This is a genomic window from Bradyrhizobium sp. ISRA464 (assembly GCF_029910095.1).
Lineage (GTDB): Bacteria > Pseudomonadota > Alphaproteobacteria > Rhizobiales > Xanthobacteraceae > Bradyrhizobium.
Map to the genome: position 1 here is coordinate 4,587,907 of NZ_CP094526.1, position 26,994 is coordinate 4,614,900.

The 26,994-nt window shown below is 65.0% G+C and carries 25 protein-coding genes and 1 pseudogene; 16 read left to right on the top strand and 10 right to left on the bottom strand.

All coding sequences use genetic code 11. The features are described 5' to 3' along the window. Window positions 1-50: 50 nt before the first annotated feature. A complete protein-coding gene (locus MTX19_RS21630) occupies window positions 51-776 on the bottom strand; it encodes a pyridoxamine 5'-phosphate oxidase family protein (protein ID WP_280979210.1) in 726 nt (241 codons plus the stop codon). 74 nt (window positions 777-850) lie between these two features. Between MTX19_RS21630 and MTX19_RS21635 the strand changes: the two genes are divergently transcribed. After that, window positions 851-2,353 (top strand): PLP-dependent aminotransferase family protein, encoded by a 1,503-nt coding sequence (locus tag MTX19_RS21635; protein WP_280979211.1) that lies wholly within the window; start codon window positions 851-853, stop codon window positions 2,351-2,353. Between the two features lie 61 nt (window positions 2,354-2,414). Beyond that, the gene (locus tag MTX19_RS21640; protein WP_280979212.1) at window positions 2,415-2,654 is read left to right on the top strand and encodes a DUF6719 family protein; all 240 of its coding nucleotides are present in this window, start codon (window positions 2,415-2,417) and stop codon (window positions 2,652-2,654) included. Window positions 2,655-2,719: 65 nt separating this feature from the next. Here the strand turns inward: MTX19_RS21640 and MTX19_RS21645 are convergent, their stop codons facing one another. Both MTX19_RS21645 and MTX19_RS21650 read right to left on the bottom strand, forming a co-directional pair. Beyond that, a complete protein-coding gene (locus tag MTX19_RS21645) occupies window positions 2,720-3,118 on the bottom strand; it encodes a hypothetical protein (RefSeq protein ID WP_280979213.1) in 399 nt (132 codons plus the stop codon). A gap of 42 nt (window positions 3,119-3,160) precedes the next feature. Continuing rightward, complete coding sequence (locus MTX19_RS21650) at window positions 3,161-3,316, bottom strand: hypothetical protein (protein WP_280971902.1); 156 nt, start codon at window positions 3,314-3,316, stop codon at window positions 3,161-3,163. A gap of 388 nt (window positions 3,317-3,704) precedes the next feature. Here MTX19_RS21650 and MTX19_RS21655 point away from each other — a divergent pair, with 388 nt between their 5' ends. Continuing rightward, entirely contained in the window at window positions 3,705-3,938 is a 234-nt protein-coding gene (locus MTX19_RS21655; RefSeq protein ID WP_280979214.1) for a hypothetical protein, read from the top strand. Between the two features lie 43 nt (window positions 3,939-3,981). Here the strand turns inward: MTX19_RS21655 and MTX19_RS21660 are convergent, their stop codons facing one another. Continuing rightward, complete coding sequence (locus tag MTX19_RS21660) at window positions 3,982-4,539, bottom strand: CreA family protein (protein WP_280979215.1); 558 nt, start codon at window positions 4,537-4,539, stop codon at window positions 3,982-3,984. Window positions 4,540-4,760: 221 nt separating this feature from the next. Here MTX19_RS21660 and MTX19_RS21665 point away from each other — a divergent pair, with 221 nt between their 5' ends. The 5 genes from MTX19_RS21665 to MTX19_RS21685 all read left to right on the top strand — a co-directional run bounded on the left by MTX19_RS21665 (window position 4,761) and on the right by MTX19_RS21685 (window position 10,491). Then, window positions 4,761-6,422 (top strand): L,D-transpeptidase, encoded by a 1,662-nt coding sequence (locus tag MTX19_RS21665; RefSeq protein ID WP_280979216.1) that lies wholly within the window; start codon window positions 4,761-4,763, stop codon window positions 6,420-6,422. 83 nt (window positions 6,423-6,505) lie between these two features. Continuing rightward, entirely contained in the window at window positions 6,506-7,075 is a 570-nt protein-coding gene (locus tag MTX19_RS21670; protein ID WP_280979217.1) for a glutathione peroxidase, read from the top strand. Between the two features lie 172 nt (window positions 7,076-7,247). After that, the gene (locus MTX19_RS21675) at window positions 7,248-8,234 is read left to right on the top strand and encodes a polysaccharide deacetylase family protein (RefSeq protein ID WP_280985462.1); all 987 of its coding nucleotides are present in this window, start codon (window positions 7,248-7,250) and stop codon (window positions 8,232-8,234) included. A 20-nt stretch (window positions 8,235-8,254) separates the two neighbouring features. Then, complete coding sequence (locus MTX19_RS21680; RefSeq protein WP_280979218.1) at window positions 8,255-8,812, top strand: dihydrofolate reductase; 558 nt, start codon at window positions 8,255-8,257, stop codon at window positions 8,810-8,812. A 668-nt stretch (window positions 8,813-9,480) separates the two neighbouring features. Beyond that, window positions 9,481-10,491 carry a helix-turn-helix domain-containing protein gene (locus MTX19_RS21685; protein WP_280979219.1) on the top strand — a complete coding sequence of 337 codons (1,011 nt, stop codon included), beginning with the start codon at window positions 9,481-9,483 and terminating at the stop codon, window positions 10,489-10,491. Window positions 10,492-10,533: 42 nt separating this feature from the next. Here MTX19_RS21685 and MTX19_RS21690 read toward each other — a convergent pair whose 3' ends face one another. From MTX19_RS21690 to aspS, 3 genes are all read right to left on the bottom strand, one after another. Continuing rightward, a complete protein-coding gene (locus MTX19_RS21690; RefSeq protein WP_280971910.1) occupies window positions 10,534-10,986 on the bottom strand; it encodes a DoxX family protein in 453 nt (150 codons plus the stop codon). 101 nt (window positions 10,987-11,087) lie between these two features. Continuing rightward, complete coding sequence (locus MTX19_RS21695; RefSeq protein WP_280979220.1) at window positions 11,088-13,397, bottom strand: NADP-dependent malic enzyme; 2,310 nt, start codon at window positions 13,395-13,397, stop codon at window positions 11,088-11,090. A gap of 147 nt (window positions 13,398-13,544) precedes the next feature. Beyond that, the gene (gene aspS, locus MTX19_RS21700; protein ID WP_280979221.1) at window positions 13,545-15,317 is read right to left on the bottom strand and encodes an aspartate--tRNA ligase; all 1,773 of its coding nucleotides are present in this window, start codon (window positions 15,315-15,317) and stop codon (window positions 13,545-13,547) included. A 197-nt stretch (window positions 15,318-15,514) separates the two neighbouring features. Between aspS and MTX19_RS21705 the strand changes: the two genes are divergently transcribed. From MTX19_RS21705 to MTX19_RS21720, 4 genes and pseudogenes are all read left to right on the top strand, one after another. Then, on the top strand, window positions 15,515-16,978 hold the full coding sequence (locus MTX19_RS21705; protein WP_280979222.1) for a protein adenylyltransferase SelO: 1,464 nt from the start codon (window positions 15,515-15,517) through the stop codon (window positions 16,976-16,978). 444 nt (window positions 16,979-17,422) lie between these two features. Then, entirely contained in the window at window positions 17,423-17,626 is a 204-nt protein-coding gene (locus tag MTX19_RS21710) for a hypothetical protein (RefSeq protein ID WP_280979223.1), read from the top strand. Between the two features lie 58 nt (window positions 17,627-17,684). After that, window positions 17,685-18,152, top strand: a pseudogene (locus tag MTX19_RS21715) (NADH-quinone oxidoreductase subunit B family protein); the annotation flags it as partial. A gap of 65 nt (window positions 18,153-18,217) precedes the next feature. After that, window positions 18,218-18,712 (top strand): DUF892 family protein, encoded by a 495-nt coding sequence (locus MTX19_RS21720; RefSeq protein WP_280979224.1) that lies wholly within the window; start codon window positions 18,218-18,220, stop codon window positions 18,710-18,712. A 486-nt stretch (window positions 18,713-19,198) separates the two neighbouring features. Here MTX19_RS21720 and MTX19_RS21725 read toward each other — a convergent pair whose 3' ends face one another. Next, window positions 19,199-20,062 (bottom strand): LysR substrate-binding domain-containing protein, encoded by an 864-nt coding sequence (locus tag MTX19_RS21725; protein ID WP_280979225.1) that lies wholly within the window; start codon window positions 20,060-20,062, stop codon window positions 19,199-19,201. A gap of 117 nt (window positions 20,063-20,179) precedes the next feature. On the opposite strand from MTX19_RS21725, the gene MTX19_RS21730 reads away from it, so the two are divergent. The 4 genes from MTX19_RS21730 (at window position 20,180) to MTX19_RS21745 (ending at window position 25,105) form a co-directional block, all read left to right on the top strand. Continuing rightward, complete coding sequence (locus MTX19_RS21730; RefSeq protein ID WP_280979226.1) at window positions 20,180-21,115, top strand: AEC family transporter; 936 nt, start codon at window positions 20,180-20,182, stop codon at window positions 21,113-21,115. A gap of 84 nt (window positions 21,116-21,199) precedes the next feature. Next, complete coding sequence (locus tag MTX19_RS21735) at window positions 21,200-22,810, top strand: IS1182 family transposase (RefSeq protein ID WP_280978673.1); 1,611 nt, start codon at window positions 21,200-21,202, stop codon at window positions 22,808-22,810. 602 nt (window positions 22,811-23,412) lie between these two features. Beyond that, the gene (gene rnd, locus MTX19_RS21740) at window positions 23,413-24,561 is read left to right on the top strand and encodes a ribonuclease D (protein ID WP_280979227.1); all 1,149 of its coding nucleotides are present in this window, start codon (window positions 23,413-23,415) and stop codon (window positions 24,559-24,561) included. A gap of 340 nt (window positions 24,562-24,901) precedes the next feature. Continuing rightward, window positions 24,902-25,105: a cold-shock protein gene (locus MTX19_RS21745; RefSeq protein WP_280971919.1), complete on the top strand. Its 204-nt coding sequence runs from the start codon at window positions 24,902-24,904 to the stop codon at window positions 25,103-25,105. An 84-nt stretch (window positions 25,106-25,189) separates the two neighbouring features. Here the strand turns inward: MTX19_RS21745 and purN are convergent, their stop codons facing one another. After that, window positions 25,190-25,840: a phosphoribosylglycinamide formyltransferase gene (gene purN / locus MTX19_RS21750; protein WP_280979228.1), complete on the bottom strand. Its 651-nt coding sequence runs from the start codon at window positions 25,838-25,840 to the stop codon at window positions 25,190-25,192. Next, window positions 25,837-26,910: a phosphoribosylformylglycinamidine cyclo-ligase gene (gene purM / locus MTX19_RS21755; RefSeq protein ID WP_280979229.1), complete on the bottom strand. Its 1,074-nt coding sequence runs from the start codon at window positions 26,908-26,910 to the stop codon at window positions 25,837-25,839. Before purM ends, purN begins: the two co-directional genes overlap by 4 nt. Between the last annotated feature and the right edge of the window lie 84 nt (window positions 26,911-26,994).

Consider the following 26,994-nt stretch of genomic DNA (forward strand, 5'->3'; position numbering starts at 1 on the left):
GCAGCTCCACTGGGAATATTGAAAGGCGGGAGCGCCACCGTAGCCTGATTTCAGCCTGCCGGGTATTCCGCAAAATAGGCATCCCGCAATGCATCTTCGAGCAGACGGCCTTCCGAATAGCCGTCGAGCGTCGAAGGCCGCGTCACGCCGTCGAGCAGCCGCGGGCACGGCTCGGGCGCGCCGAGCACAGCGCGCACCGGGATGCGCTCGGCATAGATCGGCAATTCGTAATCCTCGTCGTCATCGGCGACGCCCTTCGCACGGACCTTGGCCGACGCCTCCTCGATCTCCATCGCGATGAACGAGGTCGCCTTGATCTCCTGCGTGCTGCTCGGCCTTAAGGTCGCGGTGCGGTCGGGAAAGAAGCGGTCGACCATCGCGACAATCGCGCGCTGCTTCTCCTCGGGATCGGTGACGAGATAGGCGGTGCCGAACGCCATCACCGCGCGATAGTCGGCCGAATGGTTGAAGCCGCAGCGCGCCAGCACCAGGCTGTCGAGATGCGCGACCGTCAGGCAAACCTTCTGCCCTTCCGCCTGATGCTCCAGCATCCGGCTCGCGCTGGAGCCGTGCCAGTAGAGCCGGGTACCCTCACGCCAGAAGAAGGTCGGCGTGCAATAGGGCTGGCCGTCGATCACATAGGACACGTGGCACAGCATTGAGGCGTCGAGGATCCTGTGCACGGTTGCATGATCGTAGAAGCCGCGATCATGGCGGCGCTTCACCCGGTTGCGGGACGACAGCGGGTAGGACGGAGTGGATGCGCCTTCGGTCACGGCAATGCCTCGCGAAAATTTGGAATCTGACGGCAGTTGTAGCGGCCCATTTGGTCTGCGATAGTGCCAATTCCATGCGAAAAATTCCGACCAATTCATCGAAGCCCTCGCCGCGCCGGACTGAGCTTCCGCTCGACCTCGCAGGCCCGCACGTGACGCAAGGTGCGGCCTCGCAGCACCGGCTCTATCAGGCGCTGTGCCACGCGATCGTCGGCGGCATCGTCAAGTCCGGCGAACCGTTGCCGCCGTCGCGCGCACTTGCCAGGCAGACCGGCTTCCGCCGCAACGCCGTCACCACCGCCTACGAGCGGCTGATCGCCGACGGCTTTGCGGTCGCAACCGTCGGCTCCGGCACCTTCGTCGCCGCGCGCATCCCGGCGCAGGCCGGTAGCCCGCGACGCGCCAAGATCACGATTGAGCCGCCGCAGCACAGCGCGTTGTCGCTCGGCTGCACCCGTATCGACGAGCGCGCGCTGCAGCGCTTCCGCGCCTTCGCCGGCCGCCGGCTGCGCGCCTTCGGGCCCGAGCATCTCCACTACGGCGACCCCAGGGGCAATCGTGAACTGCGCGCGGCGATCGCAGACCATCTGTTGTCGGCGCGCGGGCTGCGCTGCGATCCCGACCAGATCATGCTGGCGTCGGGGACGTTGCACGCGCTGCGCATCGTGCTGAGCGCGATCCTCAAGCCCGGCGACAAGGTCTGGTGCGAGGATCCCGGCTATCCGGCGGCGCGGCGCGCAATCGAGCATTGCGGCTATCGTCCGGTGTCGGTGCCGGTCGATGCATCGGGCATGGTTGTCGGCAAGGGACGGACGTCGGCGCCGGCGGCGCGCGCCGCCTATGTGACGCCGTCGCACCAATTTCCGCTTGGCGTCCAGATGTCGATGCAGCGCCGGCTCGAGCTGCTCGACTGGGCCAAGGACGCCGATGCGTTCGTGTTCGAGGACGATTACGACAGCGAGTTCCGCTATGACGGCGCACCGCTGTTGTCGCTCGCCGGCATCGATCACTTGCGGCGCGTGATCTACATGGGCACCTTCGCCAAGACGCTATTTCCAGGATTGCGCATCGGCTACTGCGCCCTCCCCGAGCAGTTGATCGGCCCGGTGACGGCGGCGCGCGCCGCGCTCGACCGCTTTCCCGGCACGCTGCTGGAAGGTGCGGTTGCGGACATGCTGAACTCCGGCGCTTTCGCCGCCAATCTGCGCAAGGCGCGCAAGCTCTACCGCGAGGCGCGCGACATCCTGGCCTCGACGCTCGCTGCGGCCTCCGAAGGCAAACTCACGGTTCCCGTGCCGTCGCAAGGCCTGCATCTGGTGGCGCGGCTCGATCCGTCGACAGATCCTCGCATCGCAGCCGAGGCGAAGGCGGCCGCCTGCGTTGGCGGCTGGCTGCTCGCCGAGACCTATCATCGCGCGCGGCCGCTACCCGGATTCGTGCTCGGCTTCTCCGGTCATCCGGTTCCGCAACTCGTCGCGTCGGCGGAACAGCTGGCGAGGGCCACGCTCACCGCGCTGTGCGCCGAACGCGGCGCGTCGGCAAAACCGCGGCCCCCTATCAGAATCGCGACCGGCTGACTAAGGTCGTTCAATCTCGGCCTGACGGCCTCAAGATCCAGAACGAATAAAGGAGATCGCGATGCGTCGCATCGGACTTAGCGCGATGTTCGCCGCCGCACTCGTTGCGATGGCCGCAGCTGTCTCCGCGCAGACCGTCTCGCGCGAGCAGGACATCGTGGATTTGCGGGTCGGTCAGCGCGTGCTGGTCGATGACGGATCCTGCCCGTCGGGGCAAATCAAGCAGGTCACCGGATCGCAGCTCAAAGAGACCGGCGTGGTGCGCACCCGCACCTGCGTGCCACGCCTCGCGAGGAAGTAAAGCCTTGCGAGGAAGTGAGCTTCCTCGTCGCCTGCTTCCTCATCGTCGCGTCGGAAATGCGCCGTTCAATTCGCCGCCAGCGGCTCGAACATGCATTGCAGCGTCGGCTTGGCGATCTTGGTGAAGGTCGGGCCGATCTCGGCCTGCTTTGACGGCGGCAGCCAGTCGTTCTCGATCGTCGGCACGCCGGTCTCGCTGATGCCGCGCAGCACCGCCTGCCGCAAATCGCTATCCTCGATCGTCGCCACAGCGTGATCGTGCAGGCAGCCGCAGACGGCTTCGGGATGCGCCCAGCGTCCCGCCATGTGGGGCACACACTGGCGCACGAATTCATCGCGCGGCTCAGGCATCTTGAAAAGTGAGCGGATCTGCATCGACTCGAGCGGGAGCTGCGATTGGGCGTGTGCGGACGTAGCCATCACGAGTGAAGCCAACATCACCGCGGAGCAAATTCGGAGCAACATGCGAAGCCTTTTCCGCCCATTTTCTCGTTTGCTGTGTCGCGGTCAGTTGGCCGCCACCACCATCGTCGCGGCGGTGGCGATCGGAGAGCCGTTGTAGGAAAAGGTGCCGATGCCGGGCAGACTGCCGTCCGCGGAGCCAGCCACCGACGGCCCCGCCATCACGCAGGCGAACGCGAGGATGAAGCTGATGGTCCGCATTTGACTATCTCCGCCGCTGCGCTCGTCGTCCGCGCCGTCTGTTGGCGATTTGATAACCAACCGGCGTTTCCGGAGTTCTGCAACACAAGCGAAAAATGGTTTCGTCGGACCCGGGGATTGTTTCGTCGGCTGGCACCTGACGAAACAATCGCCGAAAAAGGCCAATGTTTTCAGTAGCGGTCATTGACCATCGCCCTAGCGTAACGGCGGGCAGCTACGCGCTTGTGAATTCGACGACCCACGGCGCTTTCTCAACTGTCCTCTGTTGAGACAGGCGCCAACCTCGCAGGGTCGACAATGAACCGGGCCGCGGTCCTCCCCGACTCATGCACGCACCGTGCAACCATCTTCGCGGTGGCACGTTGTCGCAATCCCGATCCAACGAAGGATGTCAGCCGTGGGCAATGGCAACATGGGCGTTGGCAATGAACCTGCGACCCGCGCCGCGGGTCAGCAGCAGATGGCAGGCGCGATGCCGCAGCAGGGCGCCCGTGTGATGGGCGAAAACGAATGCGCGCCGCAGCAGCTGGTCCGGCTCGTCGGCTGCCGCGATTCGAAGGTCAACCCCGAACGGTCAGGCTTCAAGTCTCGCGCGAAGCAGTTCGGGCAGACCAATCGCTAGATTATCAGATACTTCAGCTTCGCGGCTCAAGCCCTTGCGCGGACTACTGAATGAATTCGCCGCACTTCTGCACGCTGGTGTCGCCGGCGCCCCATGGCATAATCGGTACCGACGAGGTCGAGTTCTTTGGCGAGCCTTCGATCAGCTTGTCCGAATAGACCATGTAGACAAGTACATTGCGCTTGGCGTCGCAGCCGCGCACGATTTGCATCTTCTTGAAGAACATCGACCGCCGCTGACGGAACATATCGTCGCCCTGGCTCATTTTATTCTTGAAGCGGATCGGCCCGATCTGCCGGCAAGCCAGCGAGATGTCGGACACTTCCTCGGCGAGACCAAGCCAGCCCTTGAAGCCTCCCCTCTCCGGCACCGTGAAGTGACAGGCCACACCCTCGACCTCGGGGTCGTCGACACCATAGGTGGCCAGCTTGTCGTTAGGACTTAGCCATTTGAACACGGTCGAGCGGCGAAAGATCAGATCCGGCTCGTCGGCCGCTGCCGCGGGACCGGCCTGCGCCAATGCGACGACGAGAAGCAGCAGCGCGCACCCCCAGCGATTCAGGACACGGCTGTCACACAGGCTCACACTTCTCGGCGTCATTGAGGTCTCCGCTGATGGGCTTCGCGTATGTAGTGCGGAACAGCCGCACGGAAAGGCTGACAGATTGGTGATCGCAGGGGGTGCTTTAACCTTATGTGAGGCTTTTTTGTTACGCTTTTTCCCGAAAAACCGGGGATCACGGAAGGGTTAGATCGCTTGCGCTGGTGAACGCGTTCCACGTTTGCGACAACCAATGGATAGTTTGGACTGGGATTCGGAAAATGCGCGCGAGCGGAAGTCGGCCGTCGATTCTTGATTTTGCGAATGAGCGTTTTTGGCAGTTTGCAATTTTGACAGCCGCCGGCACGGTAGGCGCCTCCACTCAAGCCGATGCCGCCCTGTACTATTGGAACGGGCTCGACAGCTCCTATTATGGCGAGCCCGAGCCGCTGCCCGTGCCGCACCGGCCGAAGGTGCGGCACAACCCGGTCAAGAAAGACCTCGTTGCGAAGGAAACCGTCGCCAAGCCGCAAGGTCCGCTGATCATCGCGATCTCGATCGAGCAGCAGAAGGTGCGCATCTACGACGCCAACGGTCTGTACGCCGAGAGCCCGGTGTCGACGGGCATGAAGGGGCATTCGACCCCGATGGGCGTCTTCAGCGTCATCCAGAAGCAGAAATACCATCGCTCCAACATCTATAGCGGCGCGCCGATGCCGTATATGCAGCGCATCACCTGGTCGGGCATCGCCATGCACGCCGGCGTGCTGCCCGGCTATCCCGCCTCCCACGGCTGCATCCGCATGCCGACGGCGTTCGCGGTCAAGATGTACAACTGGACGCGGATGGGCGCGCGCGTGGTCATTACCCCTGGCACGATCACGCCGGAGAATTTCTCGCACCCGTTGCTCGTGACGCAGAAGGTCGCGCCGCAGCAGCCGGTCGCCGACGATCTCCTGAGGAAGGATGCTCCGCTCGGCGTGAAGGGCGACAAGGGCGCGGACAAGCCGGAGACCAGCCTCGAACTGCGCTCGACGGTCGGTCATGCCGACCAGCCGGGGTCACTGCGCGACAACACCCACACCGCCGACGCCAGCGGCACCACGCCGTCCGCGAGCGCGGCGGTGACGATGTCCGACGCGCCCGCGGCCGCCGTTCCCGACGACAAGACGGCCGACACCAGATCCGCCGACGCCACGAGCGACGACACGACAGTCGGCGAAACGGGCAGTATCCAGGCCAAGAGCGAGGTCTCCGCAAGCGAGCACGTGAAGGCCGAAGTAAAGGCCGATGCGCCAAAGACTGACGCCAAGGCCAACCTCGCCGGCGCCGAGGCGCCCAAGGTCGACACGGTGACAGCGAACGATGCACCGGTCGGAGGTGCCGCAGCAGCGGCTGACAAGCCGGCCGCGGCGGCAGACGCGCCGGACGCGAAGAAGGATCCGGCACGGCTGCCGGGCCTCGCAAACCTTGACGTGCCCAAGCGCGGCGGCCCGATCGCGGTCTTCATCAGCCGCAAGGATTCCAAGCTCTATGTGCGGCAGAACTTCGCGCCGCTGTTCGATGTGCCGGTGACGATTGCGCCGAGCGACCGTCCCCTGGGCACGCATGTCTTCACGGCAGAAGCCGACAAGAAGGATCCGAACCTGCTGCGCTGGTCGGTGGTCTCGCTGCCGGTCTCTACGCGCAGCGCCGCCCGCATCGAGGCGCAGGATCGCACCTCGCACCGCCGCAAGATGGCCGGCGCCGCAGCGATCGAGGCCAAGTCGCTGCCGCTGCCGGATAGCCCGGCCGAAGCGCTCGACCGCATCACGATTCCCGCCGACGCGATCGCGCGGATCAACGAAGCGCTCGGCACCGGCGGATCGATCATCGTCTCCGACCTCGGCGTGAACCAAGGCGAGACCGGCGAAGGCACCGACTTCATCGTGCCGCTGCGCTAAGAGCAGGTCATAACGGCTTCTTGAAGCCTCAAGTCCCGCTCCCCTGGATTATGATCGGCACAAATCCGTCTGGGGACATGATCATGATCGATCGCAGGACAATGATCGTAGCGGCGCTGGTCGCCGCGGCGGGATCGCGCGCCCTGCACGCGCAGACGCCGACGATGAGCCGGATCACCGCCTATGCCTTCTCGTTCCCGGCACTTGCCGGCGGCGATATCCGCCTCGCTGACTACACCGGTCACCCGATGATGATCGTGAACACGGCCTCGCTGTGTGGCTTCACGCCACAATATGCAGGCCTGCAGCAACTATGGACCGAATTCCGCGATCGCGGCTTCGTTATCATCGGCGTCCCCTCCAATGATTTCGGCGGCCAGGAGCCGGGCGGTCCGACCGAGATCGCCGAGACGGCGCAGCATCAATACGGCGTCACCTTCCCGATAGCAGCCAAGGCCGTCGTGAAGGGCGCGAACGCGCATCCCTTCTACCGATGGGCGGCGGAGGTCCGCCCCAAAGACGTGCCGCGCTGGAACTTCCACAAATACCTGATCGGCCGCGACGGCTATATCGGCGACGTCTTCCCTGAGTCGGTCGTCCCCGAGGACACCAGGGTCAAAACTGCGATCGCACGGGCGTTAGCGGCTGCGTGATGGCGCCGGTAATCCCCGGAATTAACTCATCAAACGAGGATTTGGTCACAAGGCTGCCACGTCCGTTGCCTTGGCGGCCCCAATCCAACTAGGGTACTATTAGGTTGGGGGTGGAAGCGGCCCGGCAACGGCAAATGCCAGCGCCGGGAGCGGGATCGGCAAGGAACACGCCATGCGCATTGCGGCAGGTCTGATTTTCGCAGGGACGGTCTCGCTGCTCGCGTCGAGCGCGGCTTGGTCCCAGACTCCCCCCGTCAAGGGCGCCGCGGCGGCGCCACCGGCAGCAGCTCCCGCGCCGGCGGCTACGGCCCCCGCCCTTGCGGCGATGCCGGCCCCGGTCCCGCCGCAGCAACCGCCCCAGCCGGCGCGCGCCGCCTGCACCAACCCGAATGCGCTTGGCGTCGGCCGCACCGTCGAGGTCGACACCACCGGCGGTCCAGGTTTCGGCTTCGAGCATTTCAAGCAACTCGACTTCCTGCGCGACCACGAAGTGGTGCTGACCTTCGACGACGGACCGTGGCCGGTCAACACGCCGGCGGTCCTGAAGGCGCTGGCGGACGAATGCACCACGGGGATCTTCTTTCCGATCGGCAAGCACGCGACCTACCATCCGGAAATCCTGCGGCAGGTCTATGCGGCGGGCCATACGATCGGCTCGCACACCTGGTCGCACGCCAATCTGAACAACAAGAAGCTGACCGAGGACCAGCGGAAGGACGAGATCGAGCGTGGTTTCGCCGCGGTCAAATGGGCGCTTGAGACCTCACCCGCGCCGTTCTTCCGCTTCCCGGCGCTACAGCATCCGCCGGAGATGGTGACCTATCTCGGCACCCGCAACATCGCGATCTTCTCCTGCGACCTCGACTCGTTCGACTTCAAGTCGAAGAACCCGCAGCAGGTGATCGACACCGTGATGAAGAAGCTGAACAAGCTCGGCAAGGGCATCATCCTGCTGCACGACTTCCAGAAGCACACCGCCGAAGCGCTGCCCACGCTGCTGCAGCAGTTGAAGGCCGGCGGCTACAAGGTGGTCGCGATGCGCGCCAAATTCCCGGTGACGGTGCTGCCGCAGTACGAGCAGGAGCTCGCCAAGGACGTCAAGCTGCCGACCGTGAGCTCGCGCCCGGTGAACAGCGTCGTCACCACGGTCAACCAGTAACGGCATCGGCGACGATTTCTGTGCCGGGGTTGCGTATCGAGGGCTTTGTCATCGTCTCGGCCGACGGCCGGCTGGCGAACGCGCATAACGTGATGCCCGACGATCTCAAGATCGAGGGCGACAAGCGGTTCTTCACCGCAGCCCTCGACCGCGTCGACCTCGTCGTGCACGGCCGCAACTCCGGGGAGGAACAGCCGAACTCGCCGAAGCGGCGGCGCCTCATCCTGACGCACAAGGTGCAGGCCACCGCGCAGGACCCGTCCAATCCAAAGGCGTTGTTGTGGAATCCCGCCGGCTGTTCGTTCGAGGCGGCATGCCGCGCAGCCGGCGTCACGTCGGGCCTCGCTGCGATCATCGGCGGTCCCGGTGTGTTCGGCATGTTCATGGACCGCTACGACACGTTCTGGCTGTCGGTCGCACCGCACGTGCACATCCCCGACGGCGAGCCGTGCTTCCCCGGCGTCCCTGCCCGCTCGCCGCAACAGGTGCTGGCCGCCCATGGCCTGCACGCCGGCGAGCCGCAACTGATCGACGCAGAGCACGACGTCAGCGTGACGCCGTGGCGGCGGGTCGCTTGATCGTACGTACCGTTTCGATCGACGCACAACGGTGCCCGGAAAAGCCAGGGCATGCCGCTTAAATTGGTACCGCCGCCGGCCAGCGCAAAACCGGCTCGCGTATACGCCGAAAGCCGGCAATCGGCCTCGACGGCGGTCCCCGACACCGCGGCTCGCGCATCGGCTGATTTAACCGCCGCGTTGCCCCTGCGCGTCGGTGCTCGACGCGTGCGGAGCTATAGCCAGCGTGGAGGGCTCACCGTCAAGACGAGCCGACGATCAAGACACACCGGATCAATAGACTGAGACAAAAACGCAAAATGGCGCCCGGCCCGGCGGGTGATCTCCGCCATCGCGGCAAACACGATCGAGAAGGAATGTGGCTATCCGTCCCGCGCGGTGGATGAGACGGCGCCCTCGCCGCAGCCACTTCTCCTTCGGACAATATCGACCTACACCCGGAGGCCCGGACGGTCGGAGACAATCCATCAACCGAATTGAGATAAAAGAGCACAGGCTGCGAGCGAGCCTGCTTGATGGTGACGATCGTGCCTTCCAGGAGAACTGAACGTCAGCCGCGAATGACCGACGACCTCACGATAAGCGACCGGAACGAAACGTCCGGACTGATGGGCGATGCCGCGCGCGTATCATCCCTGCTCCCGACGTTTGGTTTTGCTGCTGAGCGCATGGATGCCGAAGCGAACATTGCAGCCTGGCGTGAGGCTGTCGCGACGCTGTTCGACGTCGACGAACTGGCGCACGGCGAGCCGGAACCATTCCGAGCTGACCTCTGCTCCTATGCAATGGGGCCCGCGCTGATCGGGCTGAGCCGCGCCAGCGGCCAGCGGTTCCGGCGCACCACCGAAACCATCGCGCGGAGCGGCGTCGATCACATCATCCTGCAACTGTATGCGAAAGGCGGCTTTGACGGCATCGCCAGCGACGTGCCGATCCGTGTACGCGCCGGCGACATTTGCCTGTTCGACCTCGCGCAGACGCTGGAAACCAAGGCGACGCCGTTCGAAAATGTCACACTCGTCGTGCCGCGCCCGCTGTTCGACAGCCACCTCATCCAGGTGGAGGATCTGCATGGCCTCGTCCTGCCGGGCAGCGGCGTGCTCGCGCAGCTGCTGGCCGGGCACCTCACTGCGCTGTTCGAATTCGCCCCGCGCATGACGCTCGACGAATGCCAGTCGGTGGTCGAAGGCACGATCGCGCTGATGGTCGCCTGCCTCCGCAACGAACTGGAGCGTCGCAATGCAGACCAAAGCATGACGGCGGGCGCATCGCTGATGCGAATTCGCCAACACATCGAGGCGAAGCTCGGCGATGACGATCTATCGGCAAATTCGATCGCGGTGCATTTCGGCCTGTCCCGGGCCTCGCTCTACCGGCTGTTCGCCCCGGTCGGCGGGATTGCCGAGTACATCCGCAGCCGCCGCCTCCATCGCGCGTTCTTCGACCTCGCTGGTTCCGACGCGCGCGGTCTCAGGATCAGCGAGGTCGCGCGGCGCTGGCAACTCGGCACCGACGCGCATTTCACGCGCACCTTCAAGGCGGCCTATGGCATCACGCCGCGCGCAGCACGGGAGGCGGCTTTGCTCGGAGCGCGCATGCGGCCCAGCCCGGACGGGACGGACAACGGCACGATCTCCCGCTGGATGCGAGAGATCGCACCGCCGCGCACGGTCGATTGATCTCCGCCTCCCCGACGTCCAATGGGCTCGCTTCGCCCGGTGCTACACATCCCCGTAGGTCGGGTCGTTCTTGCGGGGGCCGCGGCCGTAGCCGGCGATGATGAACAGCGCGCCAATCAGCGAGAGGTCCTTCAGCGCATCGATCAGGGTCTTGGCATTATCGGGCGCCGGCTGATTCCAGAAATCGTGCAAATAGAATATCGCGAAGCACATGAAGATGATCAGAAGGATCGCGAAGAAGCGCGCCAGCAGGTTGAACGCGATCATCAGGCCGGCGAGGATCTCGAACGAGCCGATCGCGATCGCCAGGAGCTGCATGAACGGCATCGCGGCGAAGGTTTCGATCTGCTGAGTATAGGGCGCGATGACGTCGGGAATGGTCACCTTGGCCGTGAGCATATCCGCCGTCGTCTGTACGCCGAGCAGCTTGGTCACCCCCGAATAGATGAACAGGACGGCGAACAGGAATCGCCCGAAGACGATGAATGCTGGCATGGGTCGGCCTCACGGAATGGCGGGAGTCGGACGGAGCAGACGACGCGATTATGGTCGCTCCGCCTGCTTCGATCAAATCGAATCCGTCTCGCCTCCTCCCCCTAGCCGAACAGCGTTGGCTGCGCGCGGCCGGCGCGCTCCTGCGCTTCGACGGCGGCAACCGCGGTCATGTTGAGCACGCCGCGCGCCGTCACGCCGGGGGTGAGGATGTGCGCCGGGCGCGCCGGACCGATCAGGATCGGGCCGACCGGCAAGGCATTTCCCAGCACCTTGATGGTCTGATAGGCGATGTTGGCCGCGTCCAGCGTCGGCATGATCAGGATGTTGGCCTCGCCCTCCAGCCGCGACTGCGGCAGCACGGCCTTGCGAGCGATCGCCGAGAGCGCGGTATCCGCCTGCATCTCGCCGTCGGCCTCGATCTCCGGATGCCTGTCCTTCAGGAGCTGGGTAGCGCGGCGCATCTTGCGCGCCGAGTCCGTATCATAACTTCCGAAGTCGGAATGTGACACGAAGGCGACCTTGGGCTTGAAGGCGAAGCGCTGGGCATGAACAGCCGCCAGCGACGCCACCTCGGCGAGTTCCTCCGCGCTGGGGTTCGGCCGCACCTGGGTGTCGGCGAGGAAATAGGCGCCTTTGGTGGTGATCATCAGCGACAGCGCCGCGTAGTCGCTGATCCCCGGCAGGAAGCCGATGATCTCGCGGACATGGCGCAGATGGCTCATGAAGCGGCCCTCGACCCCGCACAGCATCGCGTCGGCCTCACCGCGCGACACCGCCAGCGCGGCGATCACCGTGTTGTTGGTGCGAACCACCGTACGCGCCGCGTCGGGCGTCACACCGCGCCGGCCGGCGACGTCGATGTAGGACTGCACATAGGAGCGATAGCGCGGATCGTCCTCGGGATTGATCAGGTCGAAGTCGCGGCCGGCCTTGATCGACAGGCCGAAGCGCTTGATCCGGGTCTCCACCACTGACGGACGTCCGACCAGGATCGGCCGGGCCAGCTTTTCCTCAAGCACCACCTGCGTGGCGCGCAGCACGCGCTCGTCCTCGCCTTCGGCGTAGATCACCCGCACCGGCTGGGTCTTCGCCTTGGCGAACACCGGCTTCATGGTCAGCCCGGAGCGGAACGCGTACCGCTGCAGCTCGGCGCAATATTCGTCGAAGTTCTTGATCGGCCGGGTCGCAACGCCGGATTCGATCGCGGCCCTGGCCACCGCCGGCGCGATGCGCAGGATCAGGCGCGGATCGAACGGGCTCGGGATCAGCGAGCCCGGACCGAACCCCTGGGCCTCGGTGCTCTCGAAGCCATGGGCCACCGCATCCGACGGCGGATCGCGCGCGAGCTGCGCGATCGCGTCGACCGCGGCGTGCTTCATCGCCTCGTTGATCGCGGTGGCGCCGACGTCGAGCGCGCCGCGGAAGATGAACGGGAAGCACAGCACATTGTTGACCTGGTTCGGGAAGTCCGACCGGCCGGTGCAGATCATGGCGTCGGGCCGGGCCTGGCGCGCCTCGTCCGGCATGATCTCCGGCACCGGATTGGCGAGCGCCATGACCAGCGGCTGGTCCGCCATCTGCTTGACCATCTCGGGCTTGAGCACGCCCGGCGCGGACAGGCCGATGAAGATGTCGGCTCCCGGAATGACGTCCGCCAGCACGCGCGCGCTGGTCTTCTGCGTATAGACCGCCTTCCAGCGGTCCATCGTGGTGTTGCGGCCCTCGTAGACGACGCCGTCGATGTCGCAGACCCAGATGTTCTTGCGTTGCGCACCCATCGAGACCAGCAGGTTGAGCGTTGCGATCGCCGCCGCGCCCGCGCCCGAGCAGACGATCTTCACATCGGGAAGCTTCTTGCCGTTCAGCAGCAAGCCATTGACGATCGCGGCCGCGACGATGATCGCGGTGCCATGCTGGTCGTCGTGGAATACCGGGATCTTCATGCGCTCCTTGAGCTGCGCCTCGATCTCGAAGCACTCAGGGCCGCGGATGTCCTCCAGGTTGATGCCGCCGAAGGTCGGCTCCAGCGCCGCGACCGTCTCGACCACGCGCTCGATGGTGTCGGCCTTGATCTCGATGTCGAACACGTCGATGCCGGCGAACTTCTTGAACAGCACCGCCTTCCCTTCCATCACCGGCTTCGAGGCCAGCGGCCCGATATTGCCGAGGCCGAGCACCGCGGTACCGTTCGAGACCACTGCCACGAGGTTGGCGCGGGCGGTCAGCGTGGCGGCCTCGGCCGGGTTCGTGGCGATTTCGGTGCAGGCGGCGGCGACGCCGGGCGAATAGGCCAGCGCCAGGTCGCGCTGGTTGGCGAGCGGCTTGATCGCCTGGATCTCGAGTTTGCCCGGCCGCGGCAGGCGGTGGTAGGCGAGCGCCGCGTTGTGGAGTTCTTCAGACGATGACGACATGCACTCCCCCATCGGCCCCGCACTGAAATTCGGTGGCCGGACTTAAGACTTGAGGCAAAAGCGGGATGACGTTTCCTGGAAAGCGTCATCCCGTCATTACGGTCGAGGCATGGTCCGGACAGCTTGCACGGTTCGGATATGCGCCGGTCATTTCTGCGGCAGATTGGTGCGGATGTGAAGCTCGCGCAACTGCTTCGGCGTGGCTTCCGACGGCGCGCCCATCAGCAGGTCCATGGCCTGCTGGTTCATCGGGAAGAGCGAGATCTCGCGCAGGTTCGTGGTGCCGCACAACAGCATCACGATACGGTCGAGACCGGCCGCCATGCCGCCATGCGGCGGCGCACCGTACTGGAAGGCACGGTACATTCCGCCGAAGCGGTCGATCACTTCCTGCTCGCCATAGCCCGCGATCTCAAACGCCTTCACCATCGCTTCCGGCTTGTGGTTGCGGATACCGCCGGAGGCGATCTCGTAGCCGTTACAGGCGATGTCATACTGGAACGCCTTGATCGTCAGCGGATCCTGCGTCTTCAGCGCGTCGAGGCCGCCCTGCGGCATCGAGAACGGGTTGTGCGAGAAGTCGATCTTCTTGTTCTCCTCGTCGTACTCGTACATCGGGAAGTCGACGATCCAGGCGAGCTCGAAGCGGTCCTTGTCGATCTGGTTCAACTCCTCGCCAAGCTTCGTGCGGGCGAGCCCTGCGAACTTCCAGAACTTCTCGGGATCGCCGGCAACGAAGAACGCGGCATCGCCTTCCTTCAGCCCAAGCTGCTCGCGGATCGCGGCCGTCCGCTCCGGACCAATGTTGTTGGCAAGCGGGCCTGCACCCTCGCCGCCCTCGCGCCACATGATGTAACCGAGGCCAGGCTGGCCTTCGCCCTGCGCCCACGAGTTCATGCGGTCGCAGAACGCGCGGCTGCCGCCACCCACGCCCGGAATCGCCCAGACCTGGTTCTTCGGGTCTTCCAGCATCCGCGCGAACACCTTGAAGCCGGAGCCGCGGAAGTGCTCGGAGACCTCCTGCATGATGATCTTGTTGCGCAGGTCGGGCTTGTCGGAGCCGTATTTGCGCACGGCCTCCGCAAACGGAATCCGCGGCCAGTTCTTCGTGACCGGCTTGCCCTTGGCAAAATCCTCGAACACGCCTGTTATCACCGGCTCCATCGCCGCGAACACGTCATCCTGGGTGACGAAGCTCATCTCGACGTCGAGCTGATAGAACTCGCCCGGCAGGCGGTCGGCGCGCGGGTCCTCGTCGCGGAAGCACGGCGCGATCTGGAAGTAGCGGTCGAAGCCCGACATCATCAAGAGCTGCTTGTACTGCTGCGGCGCCTGCGGCAGCGCATAGAACTTGCCGGGATGGATGCGCGACGGCACCAGGAAGTCGCGCGCGCCTTCCGGCGACGACGCCGTCAGGATCGGGGTCTGGAATTCGAAGAAGCCCTGCTCCTTCATTCGCTTGCGCATGGAATCGACGATCGCGCCGCGGGTCATGATGTTCTGATGCAGCTTCTCGCGACGCAGGTCGAGGAAGCGGTACTTAAGCCTTATGTCCTCGGGATATTCCTGCTCGCCGAACACCGGCAGAGGCAGCTCGGCCGCGGGACCCAGCACCTCGATCTCCCTGATGTAGATCTCGACCATGCCGGTCGGCAGTTCGGGATTGTCGGTACCGGCCGGGCGGCGGCGCACCTTGCCGTCGATCCGCACCACCCACTCGGAACGGAACTTCTCGACCTCGGCGAACGCCGGCGAGTCCGGGTCGGCCACGCACTGGGTGATGCCGTAATGGTCGCGCAGGTCGACGAACAGCACGCCGCCATGGTCGCGGACCCGGTGGACCCAGCCCGAGAGCCGGACCGTCTGGTCGATATCGCCCTCTCGGAGCGCGCCGCATGTGTGTGACCGGTAGCGATGCATTTTAGTCCCAAAAACTGATGTCGGAGGAAACGAATCGGCAGGGCCTCGAGGGCCGGTGCCGAAGTTGCGCAGGGTTTACCTGAGGCGGCCGGGTGCGGCAACCAAGGGAACGCCCGGTTTCGGGCCGAAACCGCACATTTTGACCCCGCCTGGCAGCAGGCGTTTACCTATTCGCCCAGCCGGCCTATCTTTTGGACATGACCGTCCATTTCCCGTTCCAGAACACCTATTCGGCGCTCCCGGCGAACTTCTTCGCCCGGGTCGCGCCGACCCCGGTCGCCGCCCCCCGCCTGATCAAGCTGAACCGGCCGCTCGCCGTCCAGCTCGGGCTGGATCCGGACCTGCTATCGACGCCCGAGGGCGCCGAAATCCTCGCAGGCAAGCGCCTGCCCGACGGGGCGGATCCGATCGCGATGGCCTATGCCGGCCACCAGTTCGGGCAGTTCGTGCCCCAGCTCGGCGACGGCCGCGCCATCCTGCTCGGCGAGGTCATCGACAGGGACGGCGTCCGCCGCGACATCCAGCTCAAGGGATCTGGCCCGACTCCGTTCTCCCGCCGCGGCGACGGCCGCGCCGCGCTCGGTCCGGTGCTGCGCGAATACATCGTCAGCGAGGCGATGTTCGCTTTGGGCATCCCGACCACCCGCTCGCTCGCCGCCGTCGTCACCGGCGAGCCTGTCATGCGCGAGACCGCGCTACCGGGCGCGGTGCTGACCCGCATCGCGGCGAGCCATATCCGCGTCGGCACCTTCCAGTTCTTCGCCGCCCGCGGCGATACCGACGGCGTGCGCGCGCTCGCCGACCACGTCATCGCCAGGCACTATCCGGAGCTGAAGAGCGCCGAGCGCCCCTATCACGACCTGCTCGCCGGCGTCATGGCGCGGCAGGCCGACCTCGTCGCGCGCTGGCTTCTGATCGGCTTCATCCACGGCGTGATGAACACCGACAACACCTCGATCTCGGGCGAGACCATCGACTATGGCCCCTGCGCCTTCCTCGATGCCTACAACCCGGCGCAGGTGTTTTCCTCGATCGACGAGATGGGCCGCTACGCCTATGCCAACCAGCCGCGGATCGGCTTGTGGAATCTGACCCGGCTCGCCGAATGCCTGCTGCCGCTATTCTCCGACGACACGGACAAGGCAATCGAACAGGCGCAGGCGATCCTCGGCGAATTCCCGGAGAAGTTCACCGCGGCCTATAATTCCGGCCTGCGCCGGAAGGTCGGCCTCTTCACCGCGCGCGACGGCGACGAGGCGCTGATCCAGGACCTGCTCGACGCCATGGCGAAGAACGAGGCCGACTTCACGCTGACCTTCCGCCAGCTCGGCGAAGCCGCGGCCGACGACGTCCGCGCGCAGTTCACCGATCCTGCCGCCTTCGACGAATGGGCCGGGCGCTGGCGCGCGCGCCTGGCGCTGGAGCCGCAGACCGCAGCCGAGCGCAAGGCCGCGATGCACGCGGTCAATCCCGCCTTCATCCCGCGCAACCATCGCATCGAGGCAGCGATCGCGGCCGCGGTCAACGAGGATGATTACGCGCCGTTCGAGGAATTGCTGACGGTACTGGCGAAGCCGTATCAGGATCAGCCGCAGTATGCGGCCTATGCCGACCCACCGCTGCCCGAGCAGCGCGTGACGCAGACGTTCTGCGGGACGTGAGGCTCCAGCTTCGCAGGGCGGATTAGTCTTACTGCGTCATAAATGTTGTATCTCCTCATCCTGAGGAGACCGCGAAGCGCGCGTCTCGAAGGATGTAGGCCACAGATGGGGCCTCATGGTTCGCCTGGCGATGCGGAGCATCGTCCAGAGACGCGCGTTCCGCGCTCCTCACCATGAGGGTTGCGACGTTTGTGACGCAGTAGGATTAGCGTCAGCGTGATCCGCCGCCTCTCCTGAAGGTTCTACGCACTGAAGGTTCGCATCGCGGTGGACCGTGGCCCTGCCGAAGCTCGTGGCGTGAGTTTCACCGGAGCGGCGGGCATTGGCGCTGTCAGCCGCGCGGCCTCGAATTTTTAGCAACGATTTCCGGCGCTAATCGTTGGCCGGACATCGCGGGACGCGTGGCCGCGAGGTTCCGTCCCGCCTCGATGACGGAGAGCCAGGATGGACGAGCGCGAACAGAGCCGCAAAGCCGCGATCGAGCGCAGCAATCCAAACGGTGTCGAGCCGGCGCTCTCGGAGGACGACCTGCAGCGGCAGCAACTCGGGCCGCGCGGCGTGCCCGGACAACCGGACCCGGCGAAGATGACGCCACAACGGGCGAAGAAGACGCCGATCGATTCCGGTTCCGGCGGTCACACCGCGTGAGAATGGAGGAACCGCAATGACGATGACGTTGACCCGGACGTGGTTCGACGAGCGGAGCAATGAGCTTGGTGACCGCGGCTTTTTCGTCGCCCCGTTCGACGACCTCGTGACCTGGGCGCGATCGGGATCCCTGATGTGGATGACCTTCGGACTTGCCTGCTGTGCGATCGAGCAGATGCAGGTGTCGATGCCGCGCTACGACGTGGAACGCTTCGGCGCGGCACCGCGCGCCTCGCCGCGCCAGTCGGACGTCATGATCGTCTCGGGAACACTATGCAACAAGATGGCCCCCGCCCTGCGCAGGGTCTACGACCAGATGCCGGAGCCGCGCTACGTCATCTCGATGGGCTCCTGCGCCAATGGCGGCGGCTACTATCACTATTCCTACTCGGTCGTGCGCGGCTGCGACCGCATCGTCCCGGTGGACATCTATGTGCCTGGCTGTCCGCCCACCGCGGAGGCACTGCTCTACGGCATCATGCTGTTGCAGAAGAAGATCCGCCGGACCGGCACGATCGAGCGATAGATCCTGATCCAGCGAACGGCGCGTCGAGTTGACGCTCTCGCGCCAAGACGAGAAAGGTGCCCAGCATGAAGATCACGACCTTCAAGGACATGTACATCGCCGAACTGCAGGAACTGGTCAGCGTCGAGAGCCAGCTCGCCGCAGCCTTGCCGCGTATGGCGGAGGTTGCGTCGCATCCGTCGCTGAAGGATGCGTTTGGCAGCCATCACCGCGAAACCATCGTACAGGGCGAGCGGCTGAAATCGCTTCTGAGGACGCATGGCGCCGATCCTGACCTGCACACCGACCAGGCCATGCAGGCCCTGATCGGTGAGACCGCCAAGATGGTCTCGATATTGCCCGACGACAATCTGCGCGATGCCGCGCTGATCGCGTCGGCGCAGAGGCTCGAGCATTACGAGATCGCGGCCTATGGCAGCGCGGCTGCGCTCGCGGGCCAGCTTGACCTGCGGGACGACCAGCGCTTGCTGCACGACAGCCTTGAGGAAGAACGCCACGCCGACGCACTGCTGACGACGCTGGCCAAGGGCGAGATCAACCAGGACGCCCTGGCGGCATGATCGATCACTCCTCGGCTGGGACTTCCAATCGGAGGCACTTGCAAGTGCCTCCGAGATTCCGCGAAGAGGCATCTCGTGATGCATTAACTCACCTTCTACCATGCCTCGCACCCACGCGCGGTAACCATACGGTTTAACAAGTCGTCAACGCTCCCCCAACAAGTCTAACGATTGGTGATGGGGGAGAATGAGCCGTGGACGCGTTTGCCTTTGAATTCATCGGAATGGCGATGATCGCGCTCTGCCTCGTCGTGCTGGCGATGCCCGCGGCACGACGGCCGTCGAAGAACATACGCTACGAGTGAGCGGCCCGTCGCTGCACCACCGGAGATCGCATCGACGGCTGCTCGCGTGAGCGCATGCCATTAGCATCCTCGTCGGAAGGGCCCGCCCGCATTTATTTCTATTTCGGCGTGGCACGGCCGGCGCGTCGCACGCGACGCCAGCACCCCTGTTTCGGCACCTCAGCCTTGCCCGTCTCGCCCGCTATTCCGGAGCGGCACGCGCTGCCGCGAGGAATGGCCGAAGCGCCGGGTTGAGATTGCCCGGCCGCCAGGCGATCACGTGCTCGATCGCGGGCGCGTTGTCCAGATCGCGCTGGACCAAATTAGCGATGCCAAGCTTTCCCATCGATTCCGGCACCAGCGCGATGCCGAGATTCTCGGCCACCAGGTTCACGATGGTCTGCTGCAGCTCTACCTCGAGCCGGACATTCGGTTCGAACCCGCCGGAACGGCAGTAGCGGACGATCGCCTCGCGCAGCATCGGGGCCGCCGCGGTCGGGGTCGCAATCAACGGCTCGCCCTTGAGCTGTTGGGCGCGAACCAGATCACGAGCGGCGAGCGGATGATCCGGATGCAGCGCCAGGCACAATCGCTCGCGATGGATGATATGCGTCTCGAGGCCCTTGATGGGACCGGGATTGAACATGATGGCGGCGTCGAACCGCCCGGTCAGCACCGCGTCGGCGAGTGCGCCGGGCACCACCTCGCGCAATTCGACGTGCACCTCGGGGTAATCGGCCATGTAGCGCCGCGCCAGGTTCGGCAGGCTCGTATAGGCGGCGTGCATCATGAACCCGATCGAAAGCTCGCCCAGTTCGCCGCCTGCGGCGAGGCGCGCGTTGCGGCAGGCCTGATCGAAGCTCATCAGCACCGCGCGGGAGTCTTCGAGGAAGCGACGGCCGGCATGGGTCAGCGTCGCGCGCCGCGACTGGCGCTCGAACAGGCGAACGCCGAGCTCCTTCTCCAGCGCGGCGATCTGGCGGCTCAGGGGCGGCTGGCTGATGTGCAGCCGCTCCGCCGCCCGGCCGAAGTGCAGGGTTTCAGCGAGCGCCACGAAGTAGCGCATTTGCCTGATGTCGATCATCGATACCGAAAAGGTATGAACGGGTACAGCAATCAGTATTGGATGATAACAGAGCCGCCGCGTAGAGCTAATGCGCATCCTTCCAGTCAGGCTCTCCCCGTGTTCTCCACCCTCACCGCCATCCTCCCCATTTTCTCGCTGATTTTCGCCGGATGGGTCGCCCGCCGCACCGGCGTGGTCGGGCTCCACGCGTCGGGGGAATTGAACCGGTTCGTGGTCTACCTCGCCCTGCCCACGTTGCTCTTCGACGTCATCGCCCATGCCCAATGGGCCGACGTCTGGCAGCCGAGCTTCATCGCAGCCTTCGGCATCGGGGCGGCGCTGGTGTTCTGCCTGACGATTGCCGTGCGCTGGCGCGGCCGCCGGCAACTGGTCGATGCCGCCATCGACGGCCTCAACGCGGGCTACGCGAACACCGGGTTTGTCGGCTTTCCCCTGGCCGTGGCGGCGCTTGGCCGCGAGGCGCTGGCTCCAACCCTGATCGCCACGATCATCACGGTCTGCATGCTGTTTGCGAGCGCGATTGTGCTGATCGAAACCGGCCTGCAAACCGAGAAGCGCCGCAGGCACGTCATCATCAAGGTGGGCCGTTCGCTGCTGCTCAATCCGCTGCTGGTGGCGCCCGCGCTGGGTGCGATCATTCCGCTCGCCGGCCTGAACGTCCCCGGCCCCGCGGAGAATTTCCTGAAGCTGCTCGGCGGCGCGGCCTCGCCCTGCGCGCTCGTCGCGCTCGGACTGTTTCTCGCAGCGAAGCGCGACGCGACCGAACAGGACATCGGGTCGGCGGCCCTGCTCGTCGGCTTCAAGCTCGTGCTGCAACCGGCCGTCACCTGGGTGATGGCGACGCTGGTGTTCGGCCTGTCGCCGCTGCTCACGCACACCGCCGTGCTTCTCGCCGCCCTTCCCACGGGAACGGGTCCCTTCATGCTGGCGGAGTTCTACCGGCGCGAGGCGAGCATGACTTCCAACGTCATCCTCGCGTCCACCATCGTGTCGGTCGTCACGCTCAGCCTCTATCTCGCCGTGGCGAGGTGACGATGCAGATCGCCAATCACTGATTTGCCCGACGAGGCTGGGCAAGAACTCGGCATTTTTTGGAGTTGATGTACGATTCGGCGCATGGCGAATCGGACGTTCAAGGCCGGCGACAGCCGGGAGCAACCCAGTCTTCTTCCTCCCCGGATTGAGGACTATGTCGGACAGCAGAATCCGGTGCGGGCGATCGACAGTTTCGTTGGCGCGCTCGACCTTTCAAAGCTCGGCTTCCGCCATGCGGATCGTGCCGCGGACGAAGTGGGGCAGCCGCCCTACGATCCGGCCGATCTGCTGAAGCTCTACCTTTACGGCTACATCAACCAGATCAGGTCGTCGCGGCGGTTGGAGCGGGAGGCCTGCCGCAATCTGGAGCTGATCTGGCTGTTGAAGAACATGAAGCCGGGCTATCGGACGATCGCCAACTTCCGCAAGGAGAACTGGGCGGCGCTCAAGGCCGCGAACCGCAGTTTCGTGCTGCTCCTGCGCGACCTCGGCCTGATCGGTGGGACCTTCGTTGCGATCGACGGGGCGCTATTCCATGGTAACGCCAGCAAGGGCAGCATCTTCACGCAAGGGAAGCTGGCCAAACAGATCGCCGCGTTGGACAAGGAGATCGAGGCTTATGGCAAGGCCCTTGAAGCCAACGATGCCGAGGAAGCCAAGCGATGTGCCGGTCCGGGAGATGGCAGCAAGGGCAGCGGCGATGTCGGCGAGAAGGTGAAGGAGCTGATGGCCCGGCGCGAGCGCGCGCAAGCCGACCTCAAGAACCTGGAGACAAGCGACAAGGGGCAACTCTCGAAGACCGATCCCGACGCAAGGCTTCTGAGCAAGGGCGACCAGACCATTGCGGGTTACAACGTGCAGAGCGTCGTTGACGACAAGCACACGCTCATCGTTGCCAGCGAGGTCGTCAACCGCAACGACGCGGGCCATCTTCATGAGATGGCAAAGGCGGCAAAAGAGGCCCTCGACGTCGAGACTCTGCAGGTGGCGGCCGATGCCGGCTATTCCACCAGCGAGGACCTGAAGGCCTGCGAGGATGACGGCATTGTTGCCTATGTGCCGCTGCACGAGGGCAATGGCAAGCTCAAGGAAGGCCGCCTCAGCCGCAAGGACTTCAGTTACGATGCGAACGCCGATGCCTACCGTTGCCCGGCCGGCGAGCTGCTGCGCCCGACGGAAGGGCGCTGGACGAACACGAGCGGCCGCATCGAGATCCGCTACCTGGCGCGCAAGGCGGCCTGCGCAGCATGTCCCCTGAGCGCGCGGTGTCTTGCCCCGAAGGCGCCTTACCGGAGCATCGCGCGCTGGGAACACGAGGACGTTCTCGAACGTCACCGCATGAGGATGCAAAGCGCCGAGGCTGCCACATTGATGCGCCGCCGTTCCGCCATCGTCGAGCACCCTTTCGGAACACTCAAATGCCGCGCCGGCTATCAGCACTTTCTCGTGCGCGGCTTCGACAAGGTCCGCGGCGAATGGAGCCTGATGGCGCTTTGCTACAACTTCACCCGCGTGCTCAGCATTCTCGGCTTCGACCGCTTCGTCGCGTACCTTGCAGAAAAGACGCGCATTGCCGGCGCAAACCTCCTTGCGGCCACTCTGCGCGCCATTCGGCTTGCTTTGCGGCCCTTCCGCGCCAAAATCTCGCTGTCGCTCGTCGTCAGTGCTTTCCGAGCCGCCCCAGCCCCTTAGTTGCCATTCTTGCCCAGTCTCGACGGCGCAAGCCTCTCATGCAAAAATATTTCTGTTTATCAGAATTGCAACTCAGTGTATGAATAGCCCGTCTCACCTGTCTGAGGGGCGCTTCGCGATCGTCACGAGTGTTGGGTCGAGATGCGGTGGACGCCGAGCGCGTGACTGACGAGCACGCATGAGGCGGACGGCGAAATCGTGCAGGCCTGACGCCCTAGTGGCAGGTGTCTCATCAGCAAGAGCAAGCTCTCTCACTGATGACGGTGACAACAAAGCCCAGTCTCGCCGGGGAGAGCACGTATAAGCCGTAGCCCATCGCGCAGGGAAAGCCGGAGTGTTTCCGGTTTCACCTGTGGTCCTACCTCCCGTGCTTTCCATTTGCACGGGACCCATGGGTGCGATCGGCACCCGGCTTTCCCTGCGCCCTCTCTCCCGGAGGGGGCGAAAACACAGCAAACCTCGGGCGCATTCCGTGCCGCGAGACCGCAAAGGCATGGAAAAAGGCCCAGTCCTGCCCCATATGCAGAGCCAAAGTCCCAGCAAGACCCTTGACATGACTGCCCTTTCGGCAGAACGCGTGTCTTGAGCGTCATGGACACTTCATGGATCTGATTACCACCACCTCCGAACTTGCGGCCGTCTGCGACCGCCTCGCCAAACACAAGGTCATCACCGTCGATACCGAGTTCCTGCGAGAGACCACCTATTACCCGCTGCTCTGCGTCGTGCAGATGGCGAGCGCGGACGAAGCCGTCGTGATCGACGCGCTGGCGCCGGGCATCGACCTCAAACCGTTCTTCGACCTGATGTCGAACGAGGCAGTGTTGAAGGTCTTTCACGCCGCGCGGCAGGACATCGAGATCGTCTGGCACCTCTCCGGCACCATTCCGCATCCGATCTTCGACACTCAGGTTGCCGCCATGGTGCTCGGCTACGGCGACAGCATCGCCTACGACCAGCTCGTCGACCGCGTGACCGGGCACCGCCCCGACAAGACCCACCGCTTCACCGACTGGTCGCGCCGCCCGCTGACCAACGAGCAGGTCCTCTATGCCGTCTCCGACGTCACCCATCTGCGCGAGGTGTTCGCGACGCTCGACGCCGACCTGAAGAAGCGCGGCCGCAGCGACTGGGTCAGCGAGGAGATGGAGATTCTGACCTCGCCGAAGACCTACGACTTCCACCCCGAGCGTGCCTGGGAGCGGCTCAAGACCCGCGTGCGCAAGCCGCGCGAGCTCGCCGTCCTGATCGAGGTCGCGGCCTGGCGCGAACAGGAAGCGCAGAGCCGCGACGTGCCGCGCTCGCGCGTGCTGAAGGACGACGCGGTCGGCGATATCGCAACCCATGCGCCGACGTCGCTCGAGAAGCTCGCCAATCTGCGCTCGCTGCCGAAGGGCTTCGAGCGCTCGAAATGGGGCGCGGATATCATCGCCGCCGTGCAGCGCGGGCTCGCGCGCGACCAGGCCTCGCTGCCGAAGCTGGAAAAGCCGCGCAACAATGCCAATGGCGCTGCCACCGTCGAGCTGTTGAAGGTGCTGCTGCGCATGACCTCGGAGCGGCACGCGGTTGCGAGCAAGGTGATCGCGACCGTCGACGATCTCGAGCAGATCGCGGCCAGCGACAATGCCGATGTCGGCGCCCTGCACGGCTGGCGTCGCGAATTGTTCGGCGAGGCCGCGTTGAAGCTGAAGCACGGCCAGCTCGCGCTCGCCATCGACAAGGGCCGCGTGGTGCGGGTCGACCGGGGGTAGCGCGCGCCGTGCCCGGAGATGTCGTCCGGTTCCCTGGCTGTCGGCCATTGGCCGAATGCAACAGATTGTTTCCGGCGGCCACAGGCTCCGGTTGCGCCACATGAAACTGTCGCCCCGCGCCGGAGGCTTGCTAACTCAGGATTTTCATGTTGCAATCCCTGCACAATCGGACTGCGGCCGTTCGACTGTGCGTTTCGCGACGTTGAGATCCAAGGCTTCGAGAGACAAGACTTCGGACTTGAAGATTCGGGAATTGAACAGACACCGGGAAGCCCGTTTGTGGCGTGGCACGTGCGAAACGTGGCCGCGTCTTTTTTATGTCTAAACTGGGAGAAAGGCGATGCCGAAGGGTACCGTCAAGTGGTTCAACCCGACCAAGGGTTACGGGTTCATCAAGCCGGCAGTCGGAGACAAGGACGTGTTCGTTCACATCTCGGCGGTCGAACGCGCAGGCCTTACCACACTCAACGAGAACCAGGCGATCGAGTACGAGCTGGTGGAGAGCCGCGGCAAGACGTCGGCGGAAAATCTCAAGGTCAACTGAACGTCGGCGCCGTCGGCGCAACCAATCCTGATGCCTCCCCCGGCCGCATCACCCCGGGGGATTTCTTTTTTGCGCTTACGCGCCTCACCCCATCGGCGCGATCAACGTGCGATCGGACGCGGCGCTGCCCAGCGTCTTGCAGCGGTCCCCGTCCAGCTCCAGCCGGCCGCTCGCCAACAGCCGCAGCGCCTCGGGGTAGATGCGATGCTCGATTGTGATGACGCGCGCGGCGAGCGTCTCGGGCGTATCGTCATCGGCGACGGTGACCGCGCCCTGCATCACGATCGGACCCGCGTCGGTCTCCGGGATCACGAAATGCACCGTCGCACCGGAAAGCTTGACGCCCGCGCGCAACGCCTGGCCGTGCGGATCGAGGCCGGGGAAACACGGCAGCAGCGAGGGGTGGATGTTGAGCATCCGGCCATACCAGCGCCGCGCGAAATCGGCAGTAAACAGCCGCATGAAGCCGCCGAGGCAGATCAGCTCGACCTGCTTTTCGTCGAGCGCCCGTTGCAGCACCGCCTCGAAGCCGGCGCGATCCTTGCCGAACGGCTTGCTCTCGACGATAGCGGTCGGAATGCCGGCTGCGGACGCCTTCTCAAGCCCGGCGGCGTCGGCGCGGTTGGAGATCACGACCACGATCTCGGCCGGAAAGTCCGGTGCCCTGGCGGCCTCGATCAGCGCGGCCATGTTGGAGCCGCGGCCGGAGATCAGAATGGCGACGCGGCGCTTCATTGGGCGAGATCGAGATGACCGCTGTAGACCACGCGATGCTCGTCCTTGGCCGCGATCACCTCGCCGAGGACAGCCACGGTCTCGCCGCTTGCGGTGAAGACCTCGGTTACCCGGTCGACCGCATCAGCCTTGACGATCGCGATCATGCCGATGCCGCAGTTGAAGGTGCGCAGCAGCTCGAGCTCGGCGATGCCGCCCAGCTCCGCCAGCCATTTGAACACCGGCAGGACCGGCAGCCGCGACAGATCGATGCCAACGCCGAGATGCTTGGGCAGCACACGCGGGATGTTGTCGGTGAAGCCGCCGCCGGTGATATGGGCGAGGCCCTTCACCGCGCCGGTCTCGCGGATCGCGCGCAGGCAGGATTTCACGTAAAGCCGCGTCGGCGTCAGCAGCGCCGCGCCCAGCGTCATCACCGGCGAGAACGACGCCGGCGCATCGTAGGGAACCCTGGATTGCTCGACGATCTTGCGCACCAGCGAATAGCCGTTGGAGTGCACGCCCGAGGAGGCCAAGCCGATCACCGCGTCGCCCACGGCGATATCGGCGCTCGGCAGCAAGGTGCCGCGCTCGGCCGCGCCGACGGCAAAGCCGCCGAGGTCGTAGTCGCCGTCCTTGTAGAGGCCCGGCATCTCGGCGGTCTCACCGCCGATCAGGGCGCAGCCGGATTCCCGGCAGCCTTCGGCGATGCCGGCGACGATCGCGGCGGTGGCCTCCGGATCGAGCTTGCCGCAGGCGAAATAGTCGAGAAAGAACAGCGGTTCCGCGCCCTGCACGACAAGGTCGTTCACCGACATCGCGACCAGGTCGACGCCGATGCCGCCGTGGATGCCGGTTTCGATCGCGATCTTGAGCTTGGTGCCGACGCCGTCGGTCGCCGCCACCAGGACGGGATCCTTGAAGCCGGCGGCCTTGAGGTCGAACAAGCCGCCGAAGCCGCCGATCTCGGCATCCGCGCCTGGGCGTGCGGTCGCCCGCACCATCGGCTTGATCAGATCGACCAGACGATTGCCGGCGTCGATGTCGACGCCCGAATCCGCGTAAGTGAGCCCGTTTTTGCGCTCGGTCATGCCCAATTCCAGATGATCAGGGGCTGGTTACGAGGAATTCCGCCCCCGTGCAATGGCTCGCGGCAATGCGGCCACGATACTATG

Excerpts from the sequence above, each read along its gene's own strand:
- MTX19_RS21665 (WP_280979216.1), top strand. The coding sequence starts at position 4,761 with ATGCGCGCGAGCGGAAGTCGGCCGTCGATTCTTGATTTTGCGAATGAG.
- MTX19_RS21645 (WP_280979213.1), bottom strand. The coding sequence starts at position 3,118 with ATGTTGCTCCGAATTTGCTCCGCGGTGATGTTGGCTTCACTCGTGATG.
- MTX19_RS21655 (WP_280979214.1), top strand. The coding sequence starts at position 3,705 with ATGTCAGCCGTGGGCAATGGCAACATGGGCGTTGGCAATGAACCTGCG.
- purN (WP_280979228.1), bottom strand. The coding sequence starts at position 25,840 with ATGAAGCGCCGCGTCGCCATTCTGATCTCCGGCCGCGGCTCCAACATG.
- MTX19_RS21720 (WP_280979224.1), top strand. The coding sequence starts at position 18,218 with ATGAAGATCACGACCTTCAAGGACATGTACATCGCCGAACTGCAGGAA.
- MTX19_RS21650 (WP_280971902.1), bottom strand. The coding sequence starts at position 3,316 with ATGCGGACCATCAGCTTCATCCTCGCGTTCGCCTGCGTGATGGCGGGG.
- MTX19_RS21660 (WP_280979215.1), bottom strand. The coding sequence starts at position 4,539 with ATGACGCCGAGAAGTGTGAGCCTGTGTGACAGCCGTGTCCTGAATCGC.
- MTX19_RS21735 (WP_280978673.1), top strand. The coding sequence starts at position 21,200 with ATGGCGAATCGGACGTTCAAGGCCGGCGACAGCCGGGAGCAACCCAGT.
- MTX19_RS21745 (WP_280971919.1), top strand. The coding sequence starts at position 24,902 with ATGCCGAAGGGTACCGTCAAGTGGTTCAACCCGACCAAGGGTTACGGG.
- aspS (WP_280979221.1), bottom strand. The coding sequence starts at position 15,317 with ATGCATCGCTACCGGTCACACACATGCGGCGCGCTCCGAGAGGGCGAT.
- MTX19_RS21640 (WP_280979212.1), top strand. The coding sequence starts at position 2,415 with ATGCGTCGCATCGGACTTAGCGCGATGTTCGCCGCCGCACTCGTTGCG.
- MTX19_RS21690 (WP_280971910.1), bottom strand. The coding sequence starts at position 10,986 with ATGCCAGCATTCATCGTCTTCGGGCGATTCCTGTTCGCCGTCCTGTTC.
- MTX19_RS21725 (WP_280979225.1), bottom strand. The coding sequence starts at position 20,062 with ATGCGCTACTTCGTGGCGCTCGCTGAAACCCTGCACTTCGGCCGGGCG.
- MTX19_RS21705 (WP_280979222.1), top strand. The coding sequence starts at position 15,515 with ATGACCGTCCATTTCCCGTTCCAGAACACCTATTCGGCGCTCCCGGCG.
- MTX19_RS21710 (WP_280979223.1), top strand. The coding sequence starts at position 17,423 with ATGGACGAGCGCGAACAGAGCCGCAAAGCCGCGATCGAGCGCAGCAAT.
- rnd (WP_280979227.1), top strand. The coding sequence starts at position 23,413 with ATGGATCTGATTACCACCACCTCCGAACTTGCGGCCGTCTGCGACCGC.
- purM (WP_280979229.1), bottom strand. The coding sequence starts at position 26,910 with ATGACCGAGCGCAAAAACGGGCTCACTTACGCGGATTCGGGCGTCGAC.
- MTX19_RS21635 (WP_280979211.1), top strand. The coding sequence starts at position 851 with ATGCGAAAAATTCCGACCAATTCATCGAAGCCCTCGCCGCGCCGGACT.
- MTX19_RS21695 (WP_280979220.1), bottom strand. The coding sequence starts at position 13,397 with ATGTCGTCATCGTCTGAAGAACTCCACAACGCGGCGCTCGCCTACCAC.
- MTX19_RS21675 (WP_280985462.1), top strand. The coding sequence starts at position 7,248 with ATGCGCATTGCGGCAGGTCTGATTTTCGCAGGGACGGTCTCGCTGCTC.
- MTX19_RS21670 (WP_280979217.1), top strand. The coding sequence starts at position 6,506 with ATGATCGATCGCAGGACAATGATCGTAGCGGCGCTGGTCGCCGCGGCG.
- MTX19_RS21685 (WP_280979219.1), top strand. The coding sequence starts at position 9,481 with ATGGATGCCGAAGCGAACATTGCAGCCTGGCGTGAGGCTGTCGCGACG.